The organism is Candidatus Oscillochloris fontis (genome assembly GCF_004138135.1).
Classification (GTDB): Bacteria; Chloroflexota; Chloroflexia; order Chloroflexales; family Chloroflexaceae; genus Oscillochloris; species Oscillochloris fontis.
Window position 1 is genome coordinate 17,920 of the sequence record NZ_RYFD01000014.1, and the last position, 20,651, is coordinate 38,570.

At 59.4% G+C, this 20,651-nt stretch carries 19 protein-coding genes; 10 read left to right on the forward strand and 9 right to left on the reverse strand.

The window, feature by feature from the left end; translation table 11 throughout:
• Positions 1-190 precede the first annotated feature (190 nt).
• The 8 genes from EKD03_RS07400 to EKD03_RS07435 all read left to right on the forward strand — a co-directional run bounded on the left by EKD03_RS07400 (position 191) and on the right by EKD03_RS07435 (position 7,697).
• On the forward strand, positions 191-1,531 hold the full coding sequence (locus EKD03_RS07400) for an ammonium transporter (RefSeq protein WP_238613432.1): 1,341 nt from the start codon (positions 191-193) through the stop codon (positions 1,529-1,531).
• Between the two features lie 214 nt (positions 1,532-1,745).
• The gene (locus EKD03_RS07405) at positions 1,746-2,027 is read left to right on the forward strand and encodes a hypothetical protein (protein WP_129629146.1); all 282 of its coding nucleotides are present in this window, start codon (positions 1,746-1,748) and stop codon (positions 2,025-2,027) included.
• Positions 2,028-2,357: 330 nt separating this feature from the next.
• On the forward strand, positions 2,358-2,711 hold the full coding sequence (gene rplS, locus EKD03_RS07410) for a 50S ribosomal protein L19 (protein WP_129629148.1): 354 nt from the start codon (positions 2,358-2,360) through the stop codon (positions 2,709-2,711).
• On the forward strand, positions 2,711-3,379 hold the full coding sequence (locus tag EKD03_RS07415; protein ID WP_129629150.1) for a class I SAM-dependent methyltransferase: 669 nt from the start codon (positions 2,711-2,713) through the stop codon (positions 3,377-3,379). The genes rplS and EKD03_RS07415 overlap by 1 nt, the downstream gene beginning before the upstream one ends.
• 112 nt (positions 3,380-3,491) lie before the next feature.
• Positions 3,492-4,115 (forward strand): ribonuclease HII, encoded by a 624-nt coding sequence (locus tag EKD03_RS07420; protein ID WP_129629152.1) that lies wholly within the window; start codon positions 3,492-3,494, stop codon positions 4,113-4,115.
• A 233-nt stretch (positions 4,116-4,348) separates the two neighbouring features.
• Entirely contained in the window at positions 4,349-6,871 is a 2,523-nt protein-coding gene (gene alr, locus EKD03_RS07425; RefSeq protein ID WP_129629154.1) for an alanine racemase, read from the forward strand.
• Between the two features lie 51 nt (positions 6,872-6,922).
• Positions 6,923-7,252, forward strand: a complete 330-nt coding sequence (locus EKD03_RS07430; RefSeq protein ID WP_161569209.1) for a ribbon-helix-helix domain-containing protein — start codon at positions 6,923-6,925, stop codon at positions 7,250-7,252.
• Positions 7,253-7,436: 184 nt separating this feature from the next.
• A complete protein-coding gene (locus tag EKD03_RS07435) occupies positions 7,437-7,697 on the forward strand; it encodes a hypothetical protein (RefSeq protein ID WP_129629158.1) in 261 nt (86 codons plus the stop codon).
• Between the two features lie 113 nt (positions 7,698-7,810).
• Here the strand turns inward: EKD03_RS07435 and EKD03_RS07440 are convergent, their stop codons facing one another.
• The 5 genes from EKD03_RS07440 to EKD03_RS07460 form a co-directional block, all read right to left on the reverse strand.
• A complete protein-coding gene (locus tag EKD03_RS07440) occupies positions 7,811-8,527 on the reverse strand; it encodes an ABC transporter ATP-binding protein (RefSeq protein ID WP_129629160.1) in 717 nt (238 codons plus the stop codon).
• A gap of 16 nt (positions 8,528-8,543) precedes the next feature.
• Positions 8,544-9,320 carry an ABC transporter ATP-binding protein gene (locus EKD03_RS07445; RefSeq protein WP_129629162.1) on the reverse strand — a complete coding sequence of 259 codons (777 nt, stop codon included), beginning with the start codon at positions 9,318-9,320 and terminating at the stop codon, positions 8,544-8,546.
• A gap of 44 nt (positions 9,321-9,364) precedes the next feature.
• Entirely contained in the window at positions 9,365-10,687 is a 1,323-nt protein-coding gene (locus tag EKD03_RS07450; RefSeq protein ID WP_129629164.1) for an ABC transporter permease subunit, read from the reverse strand.
• 2 nt (positions 10,688-10,689) lie between these two features.
• On the reverse strand, positions 10,690-11,859 hold the full coding sequence (locus EKD03_RS07455) for a branched-chain amino acid ABC transporter permease (RefSeq protein WP_174842833.1): 1,170 nt from the start codon (positions 11,857-11,859) through the stop codon (positions 10,690-10,692).
• A 212-nt stretch (positions 11,860-12,071) separates the two neighbouring features.
• On the reverse strand, positions 12,072-13,481 hold the full coding sequence (locus tag EKD03_RS07460) for a branched-chain amino acid ABC transporter substrate-binding protein (protein ID WP_129629166.1): 1,410 nt from the start codon (positions 13,479-13,481) through the stop codon (positions 12,072-12,074).
• A 567-nt stretch (positions 13,482-14,048) separates the two neighbouring features.
• Here EKD03_RS07460 and EKD03_RS07465 point away from each other — a divergent pair.
• Both EKD03_RS07465 and EKD03_RS07470 read left to right on the forward strand, forming a co-directional pair.
• The gene (locus EKD03_RS07465; protein ID WP_129629168.1) at positions 14,049-14,621 is read left to right on the forward strand and encodes a hypothetical protein; all 573 of its coding nucleotides are present in this window, start codon (positions 14,049-14,051) and stop codon (positions 14,619-14,621) included.
• Positions 14,618-15,358, forward strand: coding sequence for a YggS family pyridoxal phosphate-dependent enzyme (locus tag EKD03_RS07470; RefSeq protein WP_129629170.1), 741 nt, complete (start codon positions 14,618-14,620; stop codon positions 15,356-15,358). Before EKD03_RS07465 ends, EKD03_RS07470 begins: the two co-directional genes overlap by 4 nt.
• Before the next feature lie 69 nt (positions 15,359-15,427).
• On the opposite strand, the gene EKD03_RS07475 is transcribed toward EKD03_RS07470, so the two are convergent.
• The 4 genes from EKD03_RS07475 to EKD03_RS07490 all read right to left on the reverse strand — a co-directional run bounded on the left by EKD03_RS07475 (position 15,428) and on the right by EKD03_RS07490 (position 20,647).
• Entirely contained in the window at positions 15,428-16,393 is a 966-nt protein-coding gene (locus EKD03_RS07475; protein ID WP_129629172.1) for an ABC transporter permease, read from the reverse strand.
• Positions 16,394-16,402: 9 nt separating this feature from the next.
• A complete protein-coding gene (locus EKD03_RS07480; protein WP_129629174.1) occupies positions 16,403-17,407 on the reverse strand; it encodes an ABC transporter permease in 1,005 nt (334 codons plus the stop codon).
• A gap of 154 nt (positions 17,408-17,561) precedes the next feature.
• Positions 17,562-19,271, reverse strand: coding sequence for a peptide ABC transporter substrate-binding protein (locus tag EKD03_RS07485; RefSeq protein WP_129629176.1), 1,710 nt, complete (start codon positions 19,269-19,271; stop codon positions 17,562-17,564).
• A gap of 266 nt (positions 19,272-19,537) precedes the next feature.
• Complete coding sequence (locus tag EKD03_RS07490) at positions 19,538-20,647, reverse strand: ABC transporter ATP-binding protein (RefSeq protein ID WP_129629178.1); 1,110 nt, start codon at positions 20,645-20,647, stop codon at positions 19,538-19,540.
• Positions 20,648-20,651 lie beyond the last annotated feature (4 nt).

Below are 20,651 nucleotides of genomic sequence, written 5' to 3' on the forward strand. Positions count from 1 at the left end.
CCTCGTTCAAATGGTCTATGTCTAGTCGTTTTCCGAAACGTATCCTTTCTCGTCGCACGGGAAAGTTCTGGTTTGAGGAGACAGAACCATGAAGGTGAACTGGCGCAAAACAGGAATGGTTGCTGCGGGTGCCTTTGGGCTTTGGATGGCATCGGGTGGGAAGGCATTTGCCCAAGAAAGTGGTCCAAGCATGGAAGAACTTGCTATCGCACTTGATACGATGTGGTTGCTGATCGCTGCGTCCCTAGTCTTCTTCATGCAGGCAGGTTTTGCCCTGATTGAAGCCGGAATGACCCGCTCTAAGAGCACGGTCAATATCCTGATGAAGAATTTGATGGATTTTGCCATCGCCTCGATTGTCTTCTGGATGGTTGGCTGGGCGTTTGCCTATGGAACATCAGCTGGCGGCTTCATCGGGATCGATCATTTCTTCCTGAGCTATGATGCGGAAGCTACCGGTACACCTGTGCTGGCAAGCTGGCTCTTCCAGGTGGTCTTCGCTGGAACTGCGGCGACGATTGTCTCCGGCGCAATGGCCGAACGCACCAAGTTCACCTCCTACCTCATCTACAGCGCGGTCATCTCGATCTTTATCTATCCCGTGGTCGTCCACTGGAGCTGGAGCGGTGCTGGTTGGCTCAACCACTACGCCGGTAGCACCGAGGGCAACTGGGGCTTCACCGACTTTGCGGGTAGCACGGTCGTCCATAGTGTGGGTGGCTGGGCGGCACTCATGGGCGCACTCATCCTTGGGCCGCGTCTGGGTAAGTTCGGGCCTGATGGCAAGCCCAAGTCCATCCCCGGCCACAACATGTCGCTCGCAGCGCTGGGTGTCTTCATCCTCTGGCTCGGTTGGTTCGGCTTCAACCCCGGTTCGCAATTGGCGCTCTCCTCGCAGGCTGATGCCAACGCGGTTGCGCTGGTGGCGATGAATACCAACTTGGCCGCCGCCGCTGGTGCCCTCACCGCGATGATGGTCACGTGGTTCCGTGCTGGTAAGCCGGAGCTAGGCATGACCCTCAATGGTACCCTGGCTGGCCTCGTTGCGATTACCGCTGGTTGTGCCTATGTCGATCCGATGTCGGCAGTCATCATTGGTGCAATTGCTGGCCCAGTGGTGGTGCTCGGTTGCGACCTGCTGGAGAAGCTGAAGATTGACGATCCAGTAAGCGCCGTTCCGGTCCACCTCGCCAATGGTATCTGGGGCACGCTCGCGGTTGGCCTCTTTGCCTCGATTGAGGGTAACACCGGGACGCTCGGCCTCTTCTATGGCGGTGGTATGACCCTCCTGATCTCCCAGTTTGTTGGTGTCGCGGCGGTTGGCCTCTGGACGGCAGCGCTCTCCGGTGCGATGTTCTACCTCCTCAAGGCAACGGTTGGCCTGCGGGTCAGCAAGGAGGAAGAGGAAGTTGGCCTGGACATCGGTGAGCACAACGCGGTCGCCTACCCCGACTTCCAGAAACTGCCCGATCTGAGTGGCGCGACAGCAACCGCTCCTTCCGGTGCAGTAGCGACGGCTCCGACTAAGTAAGAAAATCGCGGCCCTCACCCTCCTCGCCCCCCTCGCCCGTACACGGGCGAGGGGGGTATTGCTGTGCCCGCCCCTGGAAGGGAATTAAACAGAAGTGATCAAATTTAGACAAAACGTACAAAGAAATCCACCCTCAGACTGTTGAAAATAACCAAACCATCTGTTACGATACGTACCAGAGGATCTGCAACGAAGCAGTCTGGAGGAGGTAACGATGGACACCCTATATGCTCTGCAAAGCATTCTACTTGGCCTGTTGGGATGGGCAGCGACCGGAATGGTCGTCATGGGAACAAGCCGCTTGACCATCACGGATCGCCGCGCTATGCTCGTCTGCAACTGGCTACTCTGGATGATCTTTGCCTTCGGCACCCTGGTCTATCGTGGCCTGATGACGACCAGTACTGCCGCGATCTATTGTGGTGTCTCAACCGTTGCCCTGGGCTTGGTTGTGATGGCTTCTGCACGGCGCACGCGCACGCGCACGCATCACTAGGTAGCTGTTCACACTTCTCCTAGCATCGTAACTGTTCACACTTTTCCTAGTTTTGACGCCAAGACGCAGAGGCGCAAAGCCTGCAACAAAACCTTTGCGTCCTTGCGCCTTTGCGCCAATACGAGATTTCTTTTACCCCAAGGGTGAATAGTTACCGCACACCACTAGGTTGCCCACCACTCCAGATTGTGCTATAATCCCCGCCAGCATGCACGTCTGGCAGACGCCGTTTCGTCTGCCAGATTTCTATGTTTTCTGTGTCACGGCCCGCCAGTCCCGCGTGCGTGCGGGCGCCTGGGGAGCCGTCTGAGAAAGGATCGTCGAGGGGTTATGTCGCAACAGATCCTTACTGAGCTGGCTCAGCGTCAGTACAAGCAGGAGATTCCCGAATTTCGGGTGGGTGACACGGTTCGCGTCGGTGTGAAGGTGGTTGAAGGCAGCCGCGAGCGCGTCCAGGAGTTCGAGGGTGTGGTCATTCGCCGCCGTAGCGGTGGGATCAACGAGAACTTTACGGTGCGCCGGATCGCTTCACACGGCATCGGCGTTGAGCGTACCTTCCTGCTCCACGCGCCCCGCCTGGATAGCATCAAGGTGATGCGCCGTGGTAAGGTACGCCGGGCTAAGCTCTACTACCTGCGTGGGCTTACTGGTAAGGCCGCACGTATCAAAGAGCGCCGCGTCTAGTGTCCGAGTACGACGGTTCTCTGAGGGCGCAGTCATCGTTCGGCGGTGGCTGCGCCTTTGCGCGTCTGGTCAACTGGGGCTTTGAGCGTCTCTACCGCGAGTTTGCCTGGAGCTATGATTGGGTGGCCGCAATGGTCTCCGCTGGCTTGTGGCAACGCTGGGGCTTGGCGGTGCTGCCCTTCCTCCACGGGCGGGTGCTGGAACTCGGCTTTGGCCCCGGCCACCTGCAATTGGCTATGGCGCAGGCGGGTATTGCTGCGTGTGGGGTGGATTCCTCGCCCCAGATGCTGGCCCTCGCCCGCCAACGCCTCCGGCGCGCCGGTTGCTCCGCCCACCTCAGCCACGCCTACGCCCAACATCTGCCCTTTGCGGCAGCAGCGTTTGATACCGTGCTGGCAACCTTCCCAGCCGCGTATATTCTAGACCCCCGCAGCCACAACGAGATCCGGCGCGTGCTGGCTCCCGCTGGTCGGGTGGTGCTCCTACCCCAAGCTGAACTCGCTCCCGGTCGCTATGCTCATCTGGTTGCGCTGGCCTATCGGCTGTTGGGGGCGACAGCAGCACGGAACCCACAACCCGATCCCCAGCCCTTCTGGGTAGCCGATCTGCCCCTTTATCCCCACTGGGTCGCGGTGGGGCCGAGTCGCATCTTGATCTTTGTTTCTTAAGCCTCCCGGTTTTGACGCAAAGACGCCAAGGCGCAAAGTTTTCTTAGCGCATACATAATCACATCCTTTGCGTCTTTGCGCCTTAGCGTCAAGCAGATAACCAGCTTACTTAATGTTACCCACGATTACGCATGAACGAGCACTGCACGCCCGTGGCTTCCCCAACTGCGCCGGGATTGATGAGGCCGGTCGGGGCTGTTGGGCTGGCCCGGTCGTGGCGGCGGCGGTGGTGCTGGCCCCCAGCATCTTCCAGCAACCTGATCTACTCGCCGGGGTTAACGATTCCAAGCAACTCGATGCCGCTACCCGTAGCCGCCTCTTTGTTCAGATCCACCACTACGCCTTGGGGGTGGGTGTCGGTATCGTTCCGGCCTACCTGATTGATGCCTATGGGATCGTTCCCGCTACCCGCCTCGCCATGACGAGTGCCTTGCTCAGCCTGCCCTGCCCGGTTGATGCACTTCTCATAGATGCGCTTATCCTGCCCGATCTTAGCCTGCCCCAAGAGGCGCTCATCAAGGGTGATGCGCGCAGCCTCTCGATTGCAGCGGCTTCGATCATCGCGAAGGTCACCCGTGACCGCCTGATGCAGACGGCGGATCGCGCCGTTCCGGGCTATGGCTTCGCGGCCCATAAGGGCTACGGCACTGCGGTACATCAACGTGCCCTCGCAACTCACGGGCCATGTGCGTTGCATCGGCGCACCTTCCAGCCATTGTTGGTTTATGATATGTGACTGTTCACACTTGCTCAAGAACCTAAGGTTATTAACGCTAAGACGCCAAGGCGCGTAACTGTTCACACTGCCCCGAACATCGGGGTTTTGACGCAAAGACGCAAAGACGCAAAGACGCAAAGCATTATATTGGAGAACCAACTCCAATCTTTGCGTCTTCGCGCCTTTGCATCAACCTGTCGTTTTGCGTAGGAATGATAATCCGTTTACCCCCATCGTGAATAGTTACTCTTATGATCACGCTAGATGACCTGCTCGCCGCTGGTGCCCGCCTGCATGGCTCCGCCCAGGCAACCAGTTTTATGGACTGGAGCTATGACTCGCGCCTGACCGCGTCGGGTGAGTGCTTTGTGGCCCTGCGTACCCCCCGCGCCGATGGCCACGATTTCATCCCCGCTGCGATTGCTGCTGGTGCGACCGGCATTCTCTGCTCCTGGCCGCCTGCCGATCCCGCTGGGGCAACTGTGCTCCTCTGCGATGATCCTCAGGCCACATTGCTGGGCTGGGCTGCCGAGCGCCTCGCTAATGTGCAGCCGACGGTGGTGGGTATTACCGGGAGTGTGGGCAAGACGACTGCCCGCCGCGCTGCGGCGGCGGTGCTCGCACGCCGTGCGGCCACCTTTCAGAGTCGGCGCAGTTTCAATTCACTGCTGGGCTTGCCGGTCGCACTGGCGCGTTTAGAAGATCAACACCGCTTCGCGGTGCTCGAACTGGGGAGTGATCGCCGTGGTGAGATTGCGCACCTCGCGACCTTCTTCCCGCCGCAGATTGCGCTGGTGACGGCAGTAGAGGCAGCGCATCTGCGGAGCTTTGGGACGCTGGAGGCGATTGCGGCTGAGAAGGGCGATCTGTTGGCGGCGCTGCCCCCGAAGGGTGTGGCGATCATCAATGGCGATAGCCCGCTTGCCCGCGCCTTGATGGGGCGCACCAAGGCGCATACGATCACCTATGGCCAGGGGCGCAGTTGCGATCTAAGTGGTCGCGGCTTGCACTATGATCTCGATGGCACTATGGTGCGCTTGCGCTGGTGCGGTACCGAACTGGATGTTCATACCCCGCTGATCGGTATTCCTGGCCTGTACGCGGCGCTGGCTGGGGTGGCGGTCGGCTTGGCTTGTGGCATGGATCTGGAAGATTGTGTCGCCGCACTCCCCCACCTAGAGCCAGTGGCTGGTCGCTTGCGCCCGCTCTCTGCGCTGGGTGGCGCGGCCCTGCTTGATGATAGTTTTAGTGCCGCGCCGCCCGCCGCCTTGGCCGCGCTGGATACGCTTGCCGTCCTACCCGCCCGCCGCCGCATCGCGGTCATCGGCAGCCTCGCGGAGTTGCCGGTCGGCAGCGAGGAGCCGTTCTACCGCGAGCTAGGTACCCGTGCTGCCAGTAGCGCCGACCTGCTGATTGTGAAGGGTGACTGGGGTGTGGTGATGGAACGCGCTGCCCGCCACATCAACCCGAATATTGCGGTGCAGGTGGTGGATACCACCGAGGCGACGTTGGCCGCGTTGCCCCCGGATCTTGGCGCGGGCGATTTGGTGCTGGTGAAGGGCGGCGCTGAGTCGCGCATGGAACGAGTGGTCGCCCGCTTGGTAGATGCGGCCTTCGCCCCGCCCTTGGTGCGCCAAGAACCGGCGTGGCGTAGCGTGCGCGTTGGTGATCCCGACCGCCCGACGTGGTTACGCATCAATCTTGATGCCCTCGCCGACAATGTGCGCCGCCTGCGCGAACTGGCCGGGGTGCCGCTGATGGCGGTGCTCAAGGCCGACGCCTATGGCCATGGGGCTATTCGGGCGGCGCGGGCGGCGCTGGGGGCGGGTGCCGAGGCGCTGGCGGTAGCCACACTCGGTGAGGCGCGCACGCTGCGCACTCAAGGCATAACGGCGCGTATCCTGCTGCTCGGCTATACCCCCCCCTGGCAGGCCGATGAGACGGTGCGCTTGGGGCTGGATTGTACGCTCTTCGACCACGACTCGGCACTCGCGCTGAGTAATGCCGCGCAGAGTGCTGGCCGTCCGGTGCGGGTGCATGTCAAGGTTGATACCGGTATGGCGCGATTGGGCCTGGCTCCATCTGAAGTCGGCCCGTTCCTGGCTGCATTGCAGCACCTTCCCGGCTTGGAGATCCACGGCCTCTATACCCACTTTGCCAGCGCCGATGAGGCTGATCTGAGTGCAGCGCTGGCGCAGTTGGAGCGCTTCAATCATCTGCTGAATAGCCTGATCGCGGCTGGACTGCGCCCACCCCTGGTGCATGCGGCCAATAGTGCCGCCACGTTGCGCCTCCCGGCGGCCCGCTTCGACATGGTGCGCCCAGGGATCGCCTGCTACGGCCTCCGCCCTAGCCCGCATGCCCCCCTACCACCCGGTTTCCACCCCGTCCTCAGTTTCCATAGCGAAGTGGCCCAAGTGCGCGAACTCCCCGCCGGAGTGCCCGTCTCCTATGGCGGTACCTACATTACCCACAAGCCGACGCGCATCGCCACCATCCCGGCGGGCTACGCCGATGGTGTCCGCCGCGCCCCACCATGGCAGAGCGTGTTGATCGCGGGCCAGCGGGCTTCAGTGGTTGGGCGCATCTGTATGGACTACACCATGGTGGATGTGAGCCATATCCCCGGCGTGCGGCGCGGCGATGCCGTCGTCCTGATCGGGCACCAGGGTGAAGCCGCGATCAGCGCCGATGAGGTTGCCGAGTGGTTGGGGACGATCAGTTACGAGGTGTTGACTAGTATTCTGCCGCGTGTGCCGCGTGAGGTGGCGTAGAGAATGTGCTACACTGTACATACGTTGTCAATACACGAGATGGGGGCAACTATGCGCAAACCGACAACTTTTCGGTTAAAGGAATCCACCTACACCTTGCTCGACACCCTCGCACGTCAAGAGGATCTGTCGCGCACGGCCATGTTTGAACTGTTAGTACGTGAAGAGGCAAAGCGGCGTCACCTTGCGATCCCACTTACACCCCGTCAACGGGCGGCGCTCGATTCCGACCCGCATGTCGGAGCAGCGCTGGAGCGATTGGGTACGAATGAGTCCTATGTGTTTGCCGATCCCGATGGGGGACCAGGGACAATTTTCTTTACCCCTGCTGGTGATGAAGCCCCGGTACATGATCAGCGACTCGCAGAGCTTGAAGGGTAGGCCGCATGCAAGTAGTCATAGCTTGGAGCGAAACCGCAACCCGTCAATATGCAACCCTTACGTAACTATTCACACTTGGGTAAAGGAAATCTCGTATTGACGCAAAGGCGCAAGGACGCAAAGGCTTTGTTGCAGGCTTTGCGCCTCTGCGTCTTTGCGTCAAAAACTGGAAGCTAGGAGAAGTGTGAACAGTTACACCCTTACTCCGCCCCAACAGCAGAGTGCCCGCAATCTGGTTCAGACGATCAAGGTTTCGCCCCGTGCGGCGCACTATTACCATACCGCCACTCAACGGGATGGCACCACCCGTGCCGTCTGGGTTGCCTATGGACTTACCGTGCGGATCTTATTCACTCTGGCAGAAGATGGACGCAGCCTCATTGCCCGAATCTTCGATGTAGCACCATCCGATCTCCCTGGTATCGCAGACTACGAAGAGTCCTAACGTGACACACGGAAGGGGCATCGGGTAGACCCCGATGCCCCTCTTTTTTCCCAACAGTCATGGTTCGTGCGCTGGCTGCGATCATTCACCGTGTTGAAATGTGATCTCTCACCCTATTCCAACCCCAGGTACGCCTTTTGCACCATCGGATCTTCGATCAGTGCCTTGGCCTGGTTCTCCAGCACGATCTCGCCGCTCTGCAACACATAACCCCGGTGAGCGATACTGAGCGCCTGGAGTGCGTTCTGCTCCACCAGCAGCACCGTCATGCCCTGAGCGTTGATCTCCTGCACAATCTCGAAGATCTGCTCGACTAACACCGGGGCCAAACCCATGCTCGGCTCGTCAAGTAGCAGGATGCGCGGGCGGGTCATCAGGGCACGGGCGATGGCCAACATCTGCTGCTCACCGCCGGAGAGTGTGCCACCCTTCTGGTTGACCCGCTCGCGCAGACGCGGGAAGAGCGTCATCGCCCGTTCGAGATCATTTTGGTACGCCTCGCTGTGCGTATCATGCAGGTAGGCTCCCAGTTCCAGATTCTCCAGCACGGTTAGGCGCGGGAAGATCTTGCGCCCCTCAGGCGACTGGGCCACTCCCATCTTCACGATCTCGTGGGCGGGGATGTTGTGGATCGGCTTATCGTCCAGCAACACCTCACCCTGACGCGGGTTGAGCAACCCAGAGATCGTGCGCAGGGTCGTACTCTTACCAGCCCCGTTGGAGCCGATCAGCGTCACAATCTCACCCTGGTTAATTTTGATCGAGATCCCCTTGAGGGCGTGGATCTTGCCATAGTAGGTATGAACGTTGCGGAGTTCTAGTAGCGCCATGTGGCTTCCTTCGCTATCACCCGTGATGCCCGGCGGCCTTACCGAGATAGGCTTCGATCACCCGTGGGTTGCTGCGGATCACCTGTCCATCACCCTCGGCAATCTTGGTGCCATAATCGAGTACCGAAATACGCTCCGAGATGCTCATCACCAAGCGCATGTCATGTTCGATCAACACCACCGTCACCCCACGCTCATCGCGCAGACGGCGGATGAGGTGGGTCGCCTCGACCGTCTCGTTGGGGTTCATCCCAGCGGTCGGCTCGTCGAGCAGAATCAGCTTGGGATCACCCGCCAAAGCGCGGGCAATCTCCAGGCGGCGCTGATCGCCATAGGGCAAGTTCTTGGCCAGATTGTCGCGTTTCTCATCCAGGCCGACAAAGCGCAACAGATCGCGGCTCGTGTCACGCGCCTTGCCCTCCTCTAGGCGCAGGCTGCGGTTGCGCAACAGAATGTTCCAGAACGGTGCATGCAGATGAGTATGCATGCCCACCAACACATTCTCCAACACCGTCATGTTGGGGAAGAGCCGAATATTCTGGAAGGTACGCCGCATCCCCAACGCGGCGATCTGGTCTGGACGCAGCCCCGTGATGGTCTGGCCATTAAAGAGCACACCACCCGTATCCGGCTTGTAGATGCCGGTTAGAATGTTGAAGAAGGTGGTCTTCCCGGCACCATTCGGCCCGATCACACTCACGATGTTACCCTGTTCTATCGTCAGGGTAACATCGTTGACCGCCGTGAGGCCACCGAAGACCTTGGTAATATTGTTGGCTTCAAGCAGGGCCATCGCCTCTCCTTATCGGTTTGGTAGTCGTCGTGTTGTAGACATCCCTACGACGTACTCACCTCAACCGGGTCGTCATCATGATCATGCAGTTCCTGGCGGCGTCGATCTTCGGGCAAGATACCTTCAGGTCGGAAGATCATCATCAGGATCATCAGCAGACCAAAAAGTAGTCGTTGGTACTGGGTAGGATCGAACGACTGCGGGATGGGCAACCCCGCATCCTTGGCGCTACGCAGAACCTCGGCGATACGCGGCAGGATCTGGATGTTGAGCAGTGTCACCAGCACCGCCCCTAGGATCACGCCGGGAATATTACCCAGACCACCCAGAATGACCATGGACAAGATACTAATCGAACGCAGCAGATCGAAGGTGGGCGGGTTAATGAAGAGTTGCTTCGAGGCGAAGATGACTCCCATTGCCCCAGCGAAGGATGCTCCCACCGCAAAGGCCATGAGCTTCATGCGCACCAGCGGAATCCCCTGGGCGATTGCAGCGGTCTCATCCTCACGGATGGCCGTCCAAGCGCGCCCGATGCGCGAGTTCTTCAGACGGCTGACCACCAGCATCGTTATCAAGACCACCACCAGCACCATGAAGTAGAAGAAGATCTGGTAGAGTTGATTATTATCAAGATTGAAGCCGAGCGCCTTGAGTGCAGGCGCAAAGAAGAGCGGCGGACGCTCAATATCCTTGATCCCCTGGGCACCATTGGTGATATTGACCGGCTTATCCAGGTTGACCGCCAGCACCCGGATCACCTCACCGAAGCCCAGCGTCACAATCGCTAGGTAGTCGCCGCGTAGGCGCAACACCGGCAGGCCGAGCATCACCCCAAACACGCCGCCGACCACCAGACCAATAATGATGAAGAGATAGAACCAGCCCGCGCCAACCGGCGTGGCCCCACTGATCATATTGCCGATCTGATCGGTACTAAAGATAGACCAGAGATAGGCACCAACCGCATAGAAGGCCACATAGCCTAAGTCGAGCAGACCCGCAAAACCGACCACCACATTCAGGCCCATCGCCAAGGTGGCAAAGATACCCGCCTGGGTAGCCACATCAATGTAGTAGGGGTTAAGCGTACCAAAGTAGGGCAGCACGAAACCCAACGCAACCACCGCGAGGGCGATCTTGAAGCCCAGCGCCACCCGCGAACGGTAGATGGCCAGAATGAGCAGCAAGAAGAGCACAAAGACGATGTCGGTAAAGAGGCTGGTACGTGGATTGGTAATCAACAGAGCCGAGGTGATCAGGGTATAGAGCGACAAGAACGTATACCCCGCCGGCCCCTTCGTCATCCACGCATTCAACTGATTCCAGAGACCCGTCTCTGGGGTGTGGGGAGGATTCTTGGCCATCGCTACACCTTTTGGGTCGTTGATTCGCCGAGGAGGCCCTCAGGACGGAAGATCAGGATCAGGATGAGGATGCTAAAGGCGGCAATATCGGCATAACTCGCGCCGGAGAAGGCACCGCCGGTAAAGAGCGAGAGGTAGGAGGCCACAAAGGCTTCCAGGAAGCCCAATACAATCCCTCCCACCATCGCGCCGGTGATATTGCCAATGCCCCCCAACACCGCTGCGGTAAATGCCTTGAGGCCCGGAATAAAGCCCATGTAGGGGTTTACGGTGCCGATATTCATACCAAACAGAACACCCGCTGCTCCACCTAGTGCCCCACCGATGAGGAAGGTGAGTGAGATGATCTGATTGACATTGATACCCATCAGGCTAGCCGTAGCGCGATCTTGGGCTACGGCACGAATCGCCTTACCCAGACGAGTCGCATTCACCAAGTAGTTGAGCGCCAACAGCATCAACAACGCGGCCACAATAAAGATCACCGCTTTGGGGCTGATCTGCACCGGAATTGCGCGTTCACCCAGAGGAATGCTGGCAATCTGGAACGGCTTGCCAAAATTGGGCGTCTCGAAGCGCGCATTAAAACCGAGTGGCGAACTGGTCGCAATTAGGCGTACCACATCTTGCAACACCAGCGACATACCAATCGCGGAGATCAGCGGGACGAGGCGCGGGGAATTGCGCAAGGGACGATAGGCTACCCGTTCGGTTGCCATGGCCAAGAGGCCACTCACCGTCATACCCACGACCAGCGCAATCACCACAAAGACCAGCCAGGGGAGGGTCGAGAGCAAGCCCCACTGCATCAGCAGGTAGGCCACACCAGCCCCAACAAAACCACCCACCATGAAGATCTCACCATGGGCAAAGTTGATAAACTCCAGCACACCATAGACCATGGTGTAGCCCAGTGCGATGGTGGCAAAGAGAAAGCCACGCACCATACCGTCAATCATCACCTGTGGCAGAATAGCTATCGCCGTCTGCATGATCTTGGGGTCGGAGCGGCTAAGAAAGAAGGCCACAACAACAACGATCAAACCCAGAACAACGGCACTCCCAATAATAAAGAGGATGAGTTGGCCCAACGGCATAAAGACGGTACGCAAGGTTTGGAGCGTCCGCTGTCGTTGTAGATCTTGTTTGCTGACGTTTGCCTCGGCTACCATGATGCACTCTCTGTCTGCTCACAACGTTGTTGGAGAGGAGGACTACGTCAGTATTGCCCTTGTGTAGAAAGCGGAGGTATTCGTAGCAACTCCACGTGGTCTTGGAGCAGGCGGGATGAGCAGGTAATCACACCCGTCCAAGCACCATACTCTGGCAACACTCGAAACTATGCTGCCAGGGCAATGCCCTGGCAGCATAGGTGAAATACCGATTACTCGGTGGGCGGAGCGCTCTCGATCTTCGAGGTCAACTCGTTCTGATCCCACATGGCCGGATCAGAGTTGGTGGCGAAGATGTAGTAGGTGGCCGGGTTCGGGTCACCCTTCTCGCTGAAGCTGTAGGTGCCAGTGATACCACTGAGCGCCGGCAGGCTCTTCATCGCGGTCAACACCTGCTCGCGGGTCGGCTTGCCGTTGGCCTCAACCGCTGCGGTGACGATAGCAGCCTGACAGAAGGCAGCCGAGTCATACGCCTGGGCCGAGAAGGGCGGAGCGGAACCGTTGAACTTGGCGGTGTAGTCAGTCGCATACTGAGCAGCGTTGGGGAACTGGCTCACCGGGGCGGCCACGGTGGTGTAGTAGGTGCCCTCAAGGGCATCACCAGCCAGCTTGGCCAACTCAGGCGAATCCAGGCCGTCCGGGCCGAGGAACTGCGCCATGATGCCACGGTCGCGGGCCTGACGCAGCAGCGGGCCAGCCTGCGGGTAGAGGCCACCGAAGTAGATCATGTCCGGGTTGGCGGCCTGGAGGGGGGTCAGGATCGAGGAGAAGTCGCTCTTCTCATCGGTGCCCTCGAAGGCCAGCACTTCGAGGCCGAGGCGCTCGGCCTCAAGCTTGAAGAACTCAGCCACGCCCTGACCGTAGTCGGTCTTGTCGTGGAGGATGTAGACGGTCTTTACGCCAATTTCCTCGGCGAAGCGGGCGCCAATCGGACCCTGGAGGTCGTCACGACCCACCACGCGGAAGGCGTTGGCGTAGCCGCTCTCGGTGATCTTGGGGTTGGTGTTCGCAGGCGAGATCATCACCAAGCTAGAGTTGCTGTAGTCGGGCAGCGAAGCCAGCGCCACACCCGAATTGAGGTGGCCAACCACGCAGAGGATGTCGGGGTCGGAGACGATGTTCTTGGCGTTGGCCGAACCAACCTCAGGCTGGGCCTGATCATCGAAGGGGGTGAAGCCAATCTCGACGCCCGAACCGGCCAGGGCGACGTTGGCCTGCTCGATGGCCAACTCAACACCGTTGCGGATGCCGGTACCCAGCGCAGCCTGGTCGCCGGAGAGCGGGCTCTGCGAGGCGATCGTGATCGTGCCCAGGGCAGCCGCAGCCTCCGGGGTCATCCCGGCGGCGGTGGCCATGATGTACTCAACGACGGTCATCGCGGCCGGGGTTGGCTCGGCGGTGGCCTCGGTTGGTGCGACGGTGGCCTCGACAGTGGCCTCGACAGTGGCCTCAACAGTGGCCTCGACAGTGGCCTCGGTGGTGGCCGCAACAGTGGCCTCAGCAGTGGCCGGGGCGGTGGTCGCCGGGGCGGTGGTCGGTGACGCTGCCGGGGCGCTGCCACAGGCAGCCAGCAGCGACATCAGCACGCCGACCAGGACGATCAGACTCATGATACGCTTCATTACTTGTTAGCTCCTTGAAGTTCCAGTTAACGTAGAGGGAATTTGTGGGTACCTGCACCTGTTTAGACCAAGTTGGGTTGCTAACCCACCATGCGCCAGGCGCGCCGCGCTACGCAAGATAGCGTGAAACACCCCCTTTCGGAGTCGCGCTCCCTGACAGCGGGAGAGGAGCAGCATTGGACGCAGAGTTGGAGATAGACGTAGCAGTAGGTCGCTACGCCCATATGGCATGTTCAAAAAACCCAACACTCCGGGGTATACAAGTGCGCAGTCTACCCGAAGCGAAAATCTTTGTCAAGAGGCCCTGTTCCCGTAACTATTCACACTTGGGGTAAAAGAAATCTCGTATTGACGCAAAGGCGCAAGGACGCAAAGGTTTTGTTGCAGGCTTTGCGCCTCTGCGTCTTTGCGTCAAAAACTGGAAGCTAGGAGAAGTGTGAACAGTTACCTGTTCCCCAATTCCCCCATCATCACCGGGTTCCCTGATCATCCCGTAGAGGCGATGCTTCGCCCCTACATAGGGTACAATAGATCCCGCACGAACCATGCGCACACGCTAGGAACCACATGGATAGTGAGTCATCACATAACATCCCGATCTGGATGTGGGGTGCGCTGGTCGCCCTGCTCTTGATCATCGTGAGTAGCCGTGGGCGGCTGGTGGGCAACCCGGCCCTCAGCCAGCAGTTTGCTATGCAACCCACACCAAACATCGCGCTGCCCTTGCCCGATCTCCAGATCGGCAATCTCTCCCCCGATCTGCAAGCCCAGGCCCAGAGCCTCCTGCGCCAGATCGGCTTGGGTAATAGCGGTCGCCCGCTCGAACCGCTGGCAACCACCCCGCGCCTGCGGATCGAGGTGACTGAACTGCGTCCCGAAGAGACCGGCCTGCGGGTGATTGGGCGGGTGACGAATATCAGCACTACGGTGGTTACGGTGCCAATTAGCGCCTTTGAACTGCGCGATAGTACGGGGGCTTCGTATATCGCCGGTGGCAGCGGGAGCGCCGCACTGCAACCCGGTGAAGATACGCCCCTGGAGTTGACGGTGCCCCTGCCACCAGAGCGCGGTCTGCTCCTGATTACTCGTCTGCCTCCCGATCCGCCTGCTGAACAGAAGTTGATAGTGAGTAATCCGTGAAGCCTGATTCATCATTCCAAGATATCGCGACGCGCCTCGCTCATGTCCACGAGCGCATGACCGTAGCCGCCCACCGCGCCGCCCGCCACCCCGCCGATATTATGCTCGTCGCGGTAAGTAAGACCCATAGCCCCGACCATGTGCGGGCTGCCGTGGCCGCCGGCACCTACACCTTCGGTGAGAACCGCGTGCAAGAGGCGGCCCCTAAGATTGCTGCGCTCCACGATCTGCCACGCCGCCCGCGTTGGCATATGATCGGGCATCTCCAACGCAACAAGGCCCGTCTGGCCGTCGAACTCTTCGATCTGATCCAGTCGGTGGATAGCCTGCGCCTCGCCGAGACGCTCAATCAACACGCCCACGAACTCGGACGGCGCGTGCCGATTCTGCTCCAAATCAATGTGAGTGGTGAAGCCAGTAAGGAGGGCTTCGTGCTCCCTGGTGGTATCGCCAACCACGCTGCCTACGCCCAACTCTTGAGCGAGATCGAGCAGATTGCCGCCTTACCCCAACTTGAAGTGCGCGGCCTCATGACCATCCCGCCCCTCACTGATGACCCGGAGGAGTCACGGCCCTACTTCCGCCTGTTGCGCGAACTGCGGGCCGATCTGGCCCGCCGTTTGCCGCAGACACGCTGGAACGATCTCTCCATGGGCATGAGTGATGATTTTGAGGTCGCCATCAGCGAGGAGGCGACGATCATTCGGGTTGGGCGGGCGATCTTTGGAGAACGGTGATCTGTAGGGGCGCGAAGCATCGCTGGTAAACGCCCTACGGAGGGGCGTTCACCGGCGATGCTTCGCCTCCTACGCGCTATCACGCGGATCGAGCGCGTCACGCAACCCATCGCCCAGGAAGGTGAACGAGAGCACCAGCGTCGAGATCATCACCACCGGGAAGAGCAACATCCAGGGGCCAGAACTGAGGTTGGAGAAGCCCTCCGACATCATCTGACCCAGGCTGGTGGGTAGCGCATTGGTTGAATCAACCGAAGGCTTCATACCTACGCCCAAGAAGGTCAGAATGGCCTCGGCCAGGATCAGGCCGGGGATGCTGAAGGAGATCGCCACGATGATCGGGGCCATGGTGTTGGGCAGAATGTGGCGGAAGAGGATGGTAGGCGTGGGAATGCCCAAGGCGCGTGCCGCTTCGATAAACTCCTTCTCCTTGAGCGAAAGTACCTGCCCCCGCACCAGCCGCGCCATGCCCGTCCATCCCACCGCTGCCAGCGCGGTGAAGATCAGCAAGAGGCCGTTGAAGGCTTTGCCAAACGCGGTATCACGGAAGGCCACCGTGAGCGTGATGATAAAGAGCAGATCGGGGAAGGAGGCCACAATCTCGGTGATGCGCATGAGCAGATTGTCTAGCCACCGCTCGGCAAAACCAGAGATCAGGCCGATGGTGATACCGATGGTGACAATGATCAGTTGGGGAACAAGGCCGACAATCAGGGAGACCCGCACCCCATAGATCAAGCGCGAGAGAATGTCGCGCCCATTGGTGTCGGTGCCAAATAGATTCTCTGGGTTCGGCATGCGCTTGGGGTTGTCCGTCACCCAAACCGGCGGGCGCAGGCTATTTCCCGATGTCTGCTCCACCGGGTTCTTGGGCGCGATCAGTGGCGCAAAGATGGCGATCAGCACATAGATCACCACTACCACCAGACCCACCATCGCGGCACGATTGCGGCTCAGCCGCCGGAACGCATCGGCCCACAGACTACGCGGCTTTTGGATGTTGAGGTCGTTAAGAGTTGGGGCAGCGACGGTCATAACCACGCCTCATTTGTAGCTAATGCGTGGGTCAATTGCGCCATAGGCAATATCAACCAGCAGGTTGGCGACCCCCAGGAAAAAGACAAAGATGAGTGCGCCCGATGTGATCATCGAGTAGTCGCGTTTGGAAATCGCCTCTACCAACAGATTGCCCATCCCCGGCACCTGGAAGATGATCTCGGTGTAGAGCGTTCCGGTGATCAACCCGGCTGCCAGTGGCCCCAGCACCGTCACGACGGGCAAGAGCGCATTCTTGAGCATATGCCGCCAAATCACGATCTGGTCGGCGAGACCTTTGGCCTGTGCAGTACGAATATAGTCTTGGCGCTTCACCTCCAGCACACTCGAACGGGTGAGCCGGGTAATAAAGCCAAGCGAGGTTGAACCGAGCGCAATCGTGGGCAAGATCCAGGGCCGGATCGGATCTTGCCAATCGGCAATCACCGTGAACCAATTCAGATTGACCGCAAAGACGATCACCAGCAAAAAGCCAACGATCAGGGTTGAGAGCGAGACAAAAAAGGTAGAGATAAAGAGGATCAGATAATCAATGATCGTATTTTGGCGCAACGCGGCCAGCACGCCCATGGGAATTCCCAGCACCACCGCAAAGATGAGCGCCTGAATGCCTAAACGTGCCGAATAGTAGAAGCGCGAAGGCTTGCCCGAACGCTCCTCGAACAACTCCTGTTGCACGGTGCGGTTGCCGCGTGAAGAGTAGGTCGGCCCGAAATTGCCGCCAATCGCCCCCCACTGCAACTCGGTCTCCCCCGTCTTGGGGTTCTCAACAAAGTCAAAGAACATATAGCGCGTGAACTGACGCCAGAAGGGCAGATCCATACCAAACTTTTGGCGCAGAATCTTCTCCACAGCCGGCGAGAGTTGGCGTCGGTCGGGATCAGTATCGAAGGGGCCACCGGGGGTTATCTTGGCAATACCAAAGGTCATCATACCGACAATGAGCAAGACGGGAATCTGCCACAGGATGCGCCGAATGATGTAGGCGGTCATTGAATGTTTCCCCTCGGTTGGCCATTAGGTGGAGGTTCGGGGGGGGCTACGCCCAAACCTGTTTTTTTCGCTCATGTTGGCGGCTTCGCCGCCAACATGAGCGAAAAAGAGTTCTTCGGGGGCGGCTTCGCCGCCCCCAAACCCCCGCTAGGGTTTACGGCTGCACGTCCACATTGGCCAGGTTGAAGAAACCGAGCCAGTAGTCAATCGGGGTGATCGTCTCCTCGCTCACTCCCTGGACGTAAGGCTTAACCAACACCGGGCCACCATCGTTGCGCGTGAAGGTCACCGGCGCATCAATCACGAGCATCTCCTGGGCCTGGGCGTAGAGTTCGGCGCGCTTGGCCGCATCCTGCTCCACGTCGGCCTGACGCACGAGGGCATCAAATTCGGGGTTGGAGTAGCCCACCCGCGAACTGAGCAACCCGTCGGTCTGGAAGAGCGAGATCCAGTTCTGCGGATCGGGGTAGTCGGCGCACCAGCCGAGGTTGAAGAGTTGCGGCGGATCAGTCTTGGTCAGCGCGGTGTAGGCAGTCGGATCAACCGGATCAAGCACGGCCTCAATCCCCAGGTTGGTCTTCAACTGCGCGGCCACCCACTCGAAGCGGGCGTTATTGCGCGCACTAGCACTGTAGGTCAGCTTGATCTCTGGCAGATTCTCGACCGAACCATAGCTCGATTCGGCCAGGGTCGCCTTGGCCGCCTCAGGATCAAACGGCCACAGATTCAGGTCTGGCTCGTAGCCAGGGAAACCGGGCGGGATGAAGCTGTAGGCCACGCTACCCATATTGCCGAAGATGTCGCGATTCCAGGCTTCGCGGTCGAAGGCTTGGGCAAATGCCTGGCGCACCTTGGTATCCTCGAAGGGAGCCTTCTTGGTGTTAAAACCGAAGTAGAAGGTGCAGGAGCCGGTGACATTCACAATCTCCTGGCTCAACACCGGATCGGTCTCCACCGCAGCCAGATCCTCCGGTGAGATGCCCAGCATATCCAACTCACCGTTCTGATACGCCTGGAAGGCCACCTGGCCTTCCGAGATCATGAAGTACTCAACCTTCTTCAGTTTGACCGGGCCAAGCGGGCCGTTGTAGTTGGGGTTAGCTTCCCAGACGGCCTTATTGCCGTGGTCCCACTCGCTCAGCACAAACGGGCCATTGCCGATGTAGTTCTCGGCGTCGTACCACCAATCGTCACCCTTGGCCACATCCGCTTCGCGCACCGGGGCACCGATCCAGAGTGCCGCCATGCTCAAGAAGTAGGGCGCGGGGGCGGTCAGTTCGATCTCCAACGTGCTGTCGTCAATCGCCTTGACCCCATAGTCAGCCTCAAGCGTGGCCAGATCCAATGCCATCGTCTCGGTCATGCTGAGACCCTGACAGGCGGCAGCCGACCACTCGCTATAGCCCTTGATGATGCCACACGGCAGCGACTGGTACTGTCCAGCCGTCTTCGGGTTGGCAAGGCGCTTCCATGCATACTCAAAGTTCTTCGCCGTCAGCGGCGTGCCATCGGAGTAGGTGCTGTCGGGGCGAATCTTGAAGGTGTAGGTAAGACCATCATCCGAAACCTCGACGCTCTCAGCCGCGCCAGGGATGGGATTCATGTCCTGATCGAAGGTCATCAGACCCTGATAGGCCATCATGATGTACTGGATCTCACCGACGAAGCTGGCCAGTTGCGGATCGACATTGTCCGGCTCACTCCCGACATTGATGCGCAGCACCCCCGGCTCTGCCGAGCCAGTATCGGTAGGGACGGCAGTGGGGGATGCGGCGGGAGCGCCACCACAGGCGGCCAGCAGCGGAACTACCAACGCGAGCATCAGGACGACAGCGGCGCTACGTCGCAGACTGCGAACAAACATACGGTTCTCCTTCCACGGGGAGTTTCTGCCAAACGATATAGGATATTCTCCATCCGGGGCGATACGGACACCTGCGCTACGATAGTGTCTGCTACTTTCTACGATGATGCTGGTACGTGGCCAACTCTATCGCTATGATGCGTGCATATCAGCCCCTTGATGCCGCATGGGCTACATCGTTGGGAGCGTAAACTTCCGGGAAGCTGAGTTTGAGCGTAACTTCCGGGAAGCTAGTAGCTTCCCGAAAGCTGAGGAGATGGGAATAGCTACCCCACCTTCGACTTCACCTTCACCTTGGCAATATCCGCCGCGATCCGTGCCGCGATAGCCTCTGCCTGCTTGCGTGCCACTGTCGGCATCAGTTCCGCCGACTCACGCGCCCGCCAACAGGCGGCAAAATGGCCATCGCCATAATCGGTGAAGGGCGGTTCTTCTTCTTTGCATTTGGGAATCATGATCGGACAGCGGGTATGGAAGTGGCAGCCGCTGGGAGGATTGAGCGGGCTGGGGACATCACCTTCGAGAATGATGCGCCGCCGTTGCTGTTCAACTTTGGGATCGGGGATCGGCACCGCCGAGAGGAGCGCCTGGGTGTAGGGGTGTAGGGGCATACTGTAGAGCTTCGCGCCTTCGGATAGCTCAACGATCTTACCCAGATACATCACCGCCACCCGGTCGGAGATGTGCTTCACCACGCTCAGGTCGTGGGCAATGAAGAGGTAGGTCAGGCCCAGTTTCTGCTGCAACTCTTCGAGCAGGTTGACCACCTGGGCCTGGATGGAGACATCAAGCGCCGAGACCGGCTCATCACACACGACAAACTGGGGTTCAACCGCCAAGGCGCGCGCAATGCCGATGCGCTGGCGCTGGCCACCGGAAAACTCGTGCGGGTAGCGGTTGGCGAAGGCCGAATTGAGACCCACGAGGCCGAGCAACTCATCAACCCGCTCGCGCACCGCCTTACCTTCACGGAGCCGATGGACTTTGATCGGCTCGCCAATAATATCCCCAACCGTCATACGCGGATTGAGCGAGGCATACGGGTCTTGGAAGATCATCTGCACCCGGCGACGCATCTTGCGCAGCGCATCACCCTTCAGGGTAGTCAGATCCTGACCCTCAAAGATCACGTGCCCATTGGTTGGGCGATAGAGTTGAAGAATGGCGCGCCCAGTGGTACTCTTGCCACACCCCGACTCGCCCACCAACCCCAAAGTCTCGCCCTTCTTAATCGAGAACGAAAGGCCATCCACCGCCTTGATCGTACCTACCCGACGCTGAAAGACAATCCCCCGTGTGACCGGGAAGTGCATCTCTAAGTCCTGCACTTCGATCAGATTAGCTGCATCACCGCTACGGGGAGGTAATGACGTCATAGCT

Excerpts from the sequence above, each read along its gene's own strand:
- EKD03_RS07400 (WP_238613432.1), top strand. The coding sequence starts at position 191 with ATGGAAGAACTTGCTATCGCACTTGATACGATGTGGTTGCTGATCGCT.
- EKD03_RS07405 (WP_129629146.1), top strand. The coding sequence starts at position 1,746 with ATGGACACCCTATATGCTCTGCAAAGCATTCTACTTGGCCTGTTGGGA.
- rplS (WP_129629148.1), top strand. The coding sequence starts at position 2,358 with ATGTCGCAACAGATCCTTACTGAGCTGGCTCAGCGTCAGTACAAGCAG.
- EKD03_RS07420 (WP_129629152.1), top strand. The coding sequence starts at position 3,492 with ATGTTACCCACGATTACGCATGAACGAGCACTGCACGCCCGTGGCTTC.
- alr (WP_129629154.1), top strand. The coding sequence starts at position 4,349 with ATGATCACGCTAGATGACCTGCTCGCCGCTGGTGCCCGCCTGCATGGC.
- EKD03_RS07430 (WP_161569209.1), top strand. The coding sequence starts at position 6,923 with ATGCGCAAACCGACAACTTTTCGGTTAAAGGAATCCACCTACACCTTG.
- EKD03_RS07440 (WP_129629160.1), bottom strand. The coding sequence starts at position 8,527 with ATGGCGCTACTAGAACTCCGCAACGTTCATACCTACTATGGCAAGATC.
- EKD03_RS07445 (WP_129629162.1), bottom strand. The coding sequence starts at position 9,320 with ATGGCCCTGCTTGAAGCCAACAATATTACCAAGGTCTTCGGTGGCCTC.
- EKD03_RS07450 (WP_129629164.1), bottom strand. The coding sequence starts at position 10,687 with ATGGCCAAGAATCCTCCCCACACCCCAGAGACGGGTCTCTGGAATCAG.
- EKD03_RS07455 (WP_174842833.1), bottom strand. The coding sequence starts at position 11,859 with ATGGTAGCCGAGGCAAACGTCAGCAAACAAGATCTACAACGACAGCGG.
- EKD03_RS07460 (WP_129629166.1), bottom strand. The coding sequence starts at position 13,481 with ATGAAGCGTATCATGAGTCTGATCGTCCTGGTCGGCGTGCTGATGTCG.
- EKD03_RS07465 (WP_129629168.1), top strand. The coding sequence starts at position 14,049 with ATGGATAGTGAGTCATCACATAACATCCCGATCTGGATGTGGGGTGCG.
- EKD03_RS07475 (WP_129629172.1), bottom strand. The coding sequence starts at position 16,393 with ATGACCGTCGCTGCCCCAACTCTTAACGACCTCAACATCCAAAAGCCG.
- EKD03_RS07480 (WP_129629174.1), bottom strand. The coding sequence starts at position 17,407 with ATGACCGCCTACATCATTCGGCGCATCCTGTGGCAGATTCCCGTCTTG.
- EKD03_RS07485 (WP_129629176.1), bottom strand. The coding sequence starts at position 19,271 with ATGTTTGTTCGCAGTCTGCGACGTAGCGCCGCTGTCGTCCTGATGCTC.
- EKD03_RS07490 (WP_129629178.1), bottom strand. The coding sequence starts at position 20,647 with ATGACGTCATTACCTCCCCGTAGCGGTGATGCAGCTAATCTGATCGAA.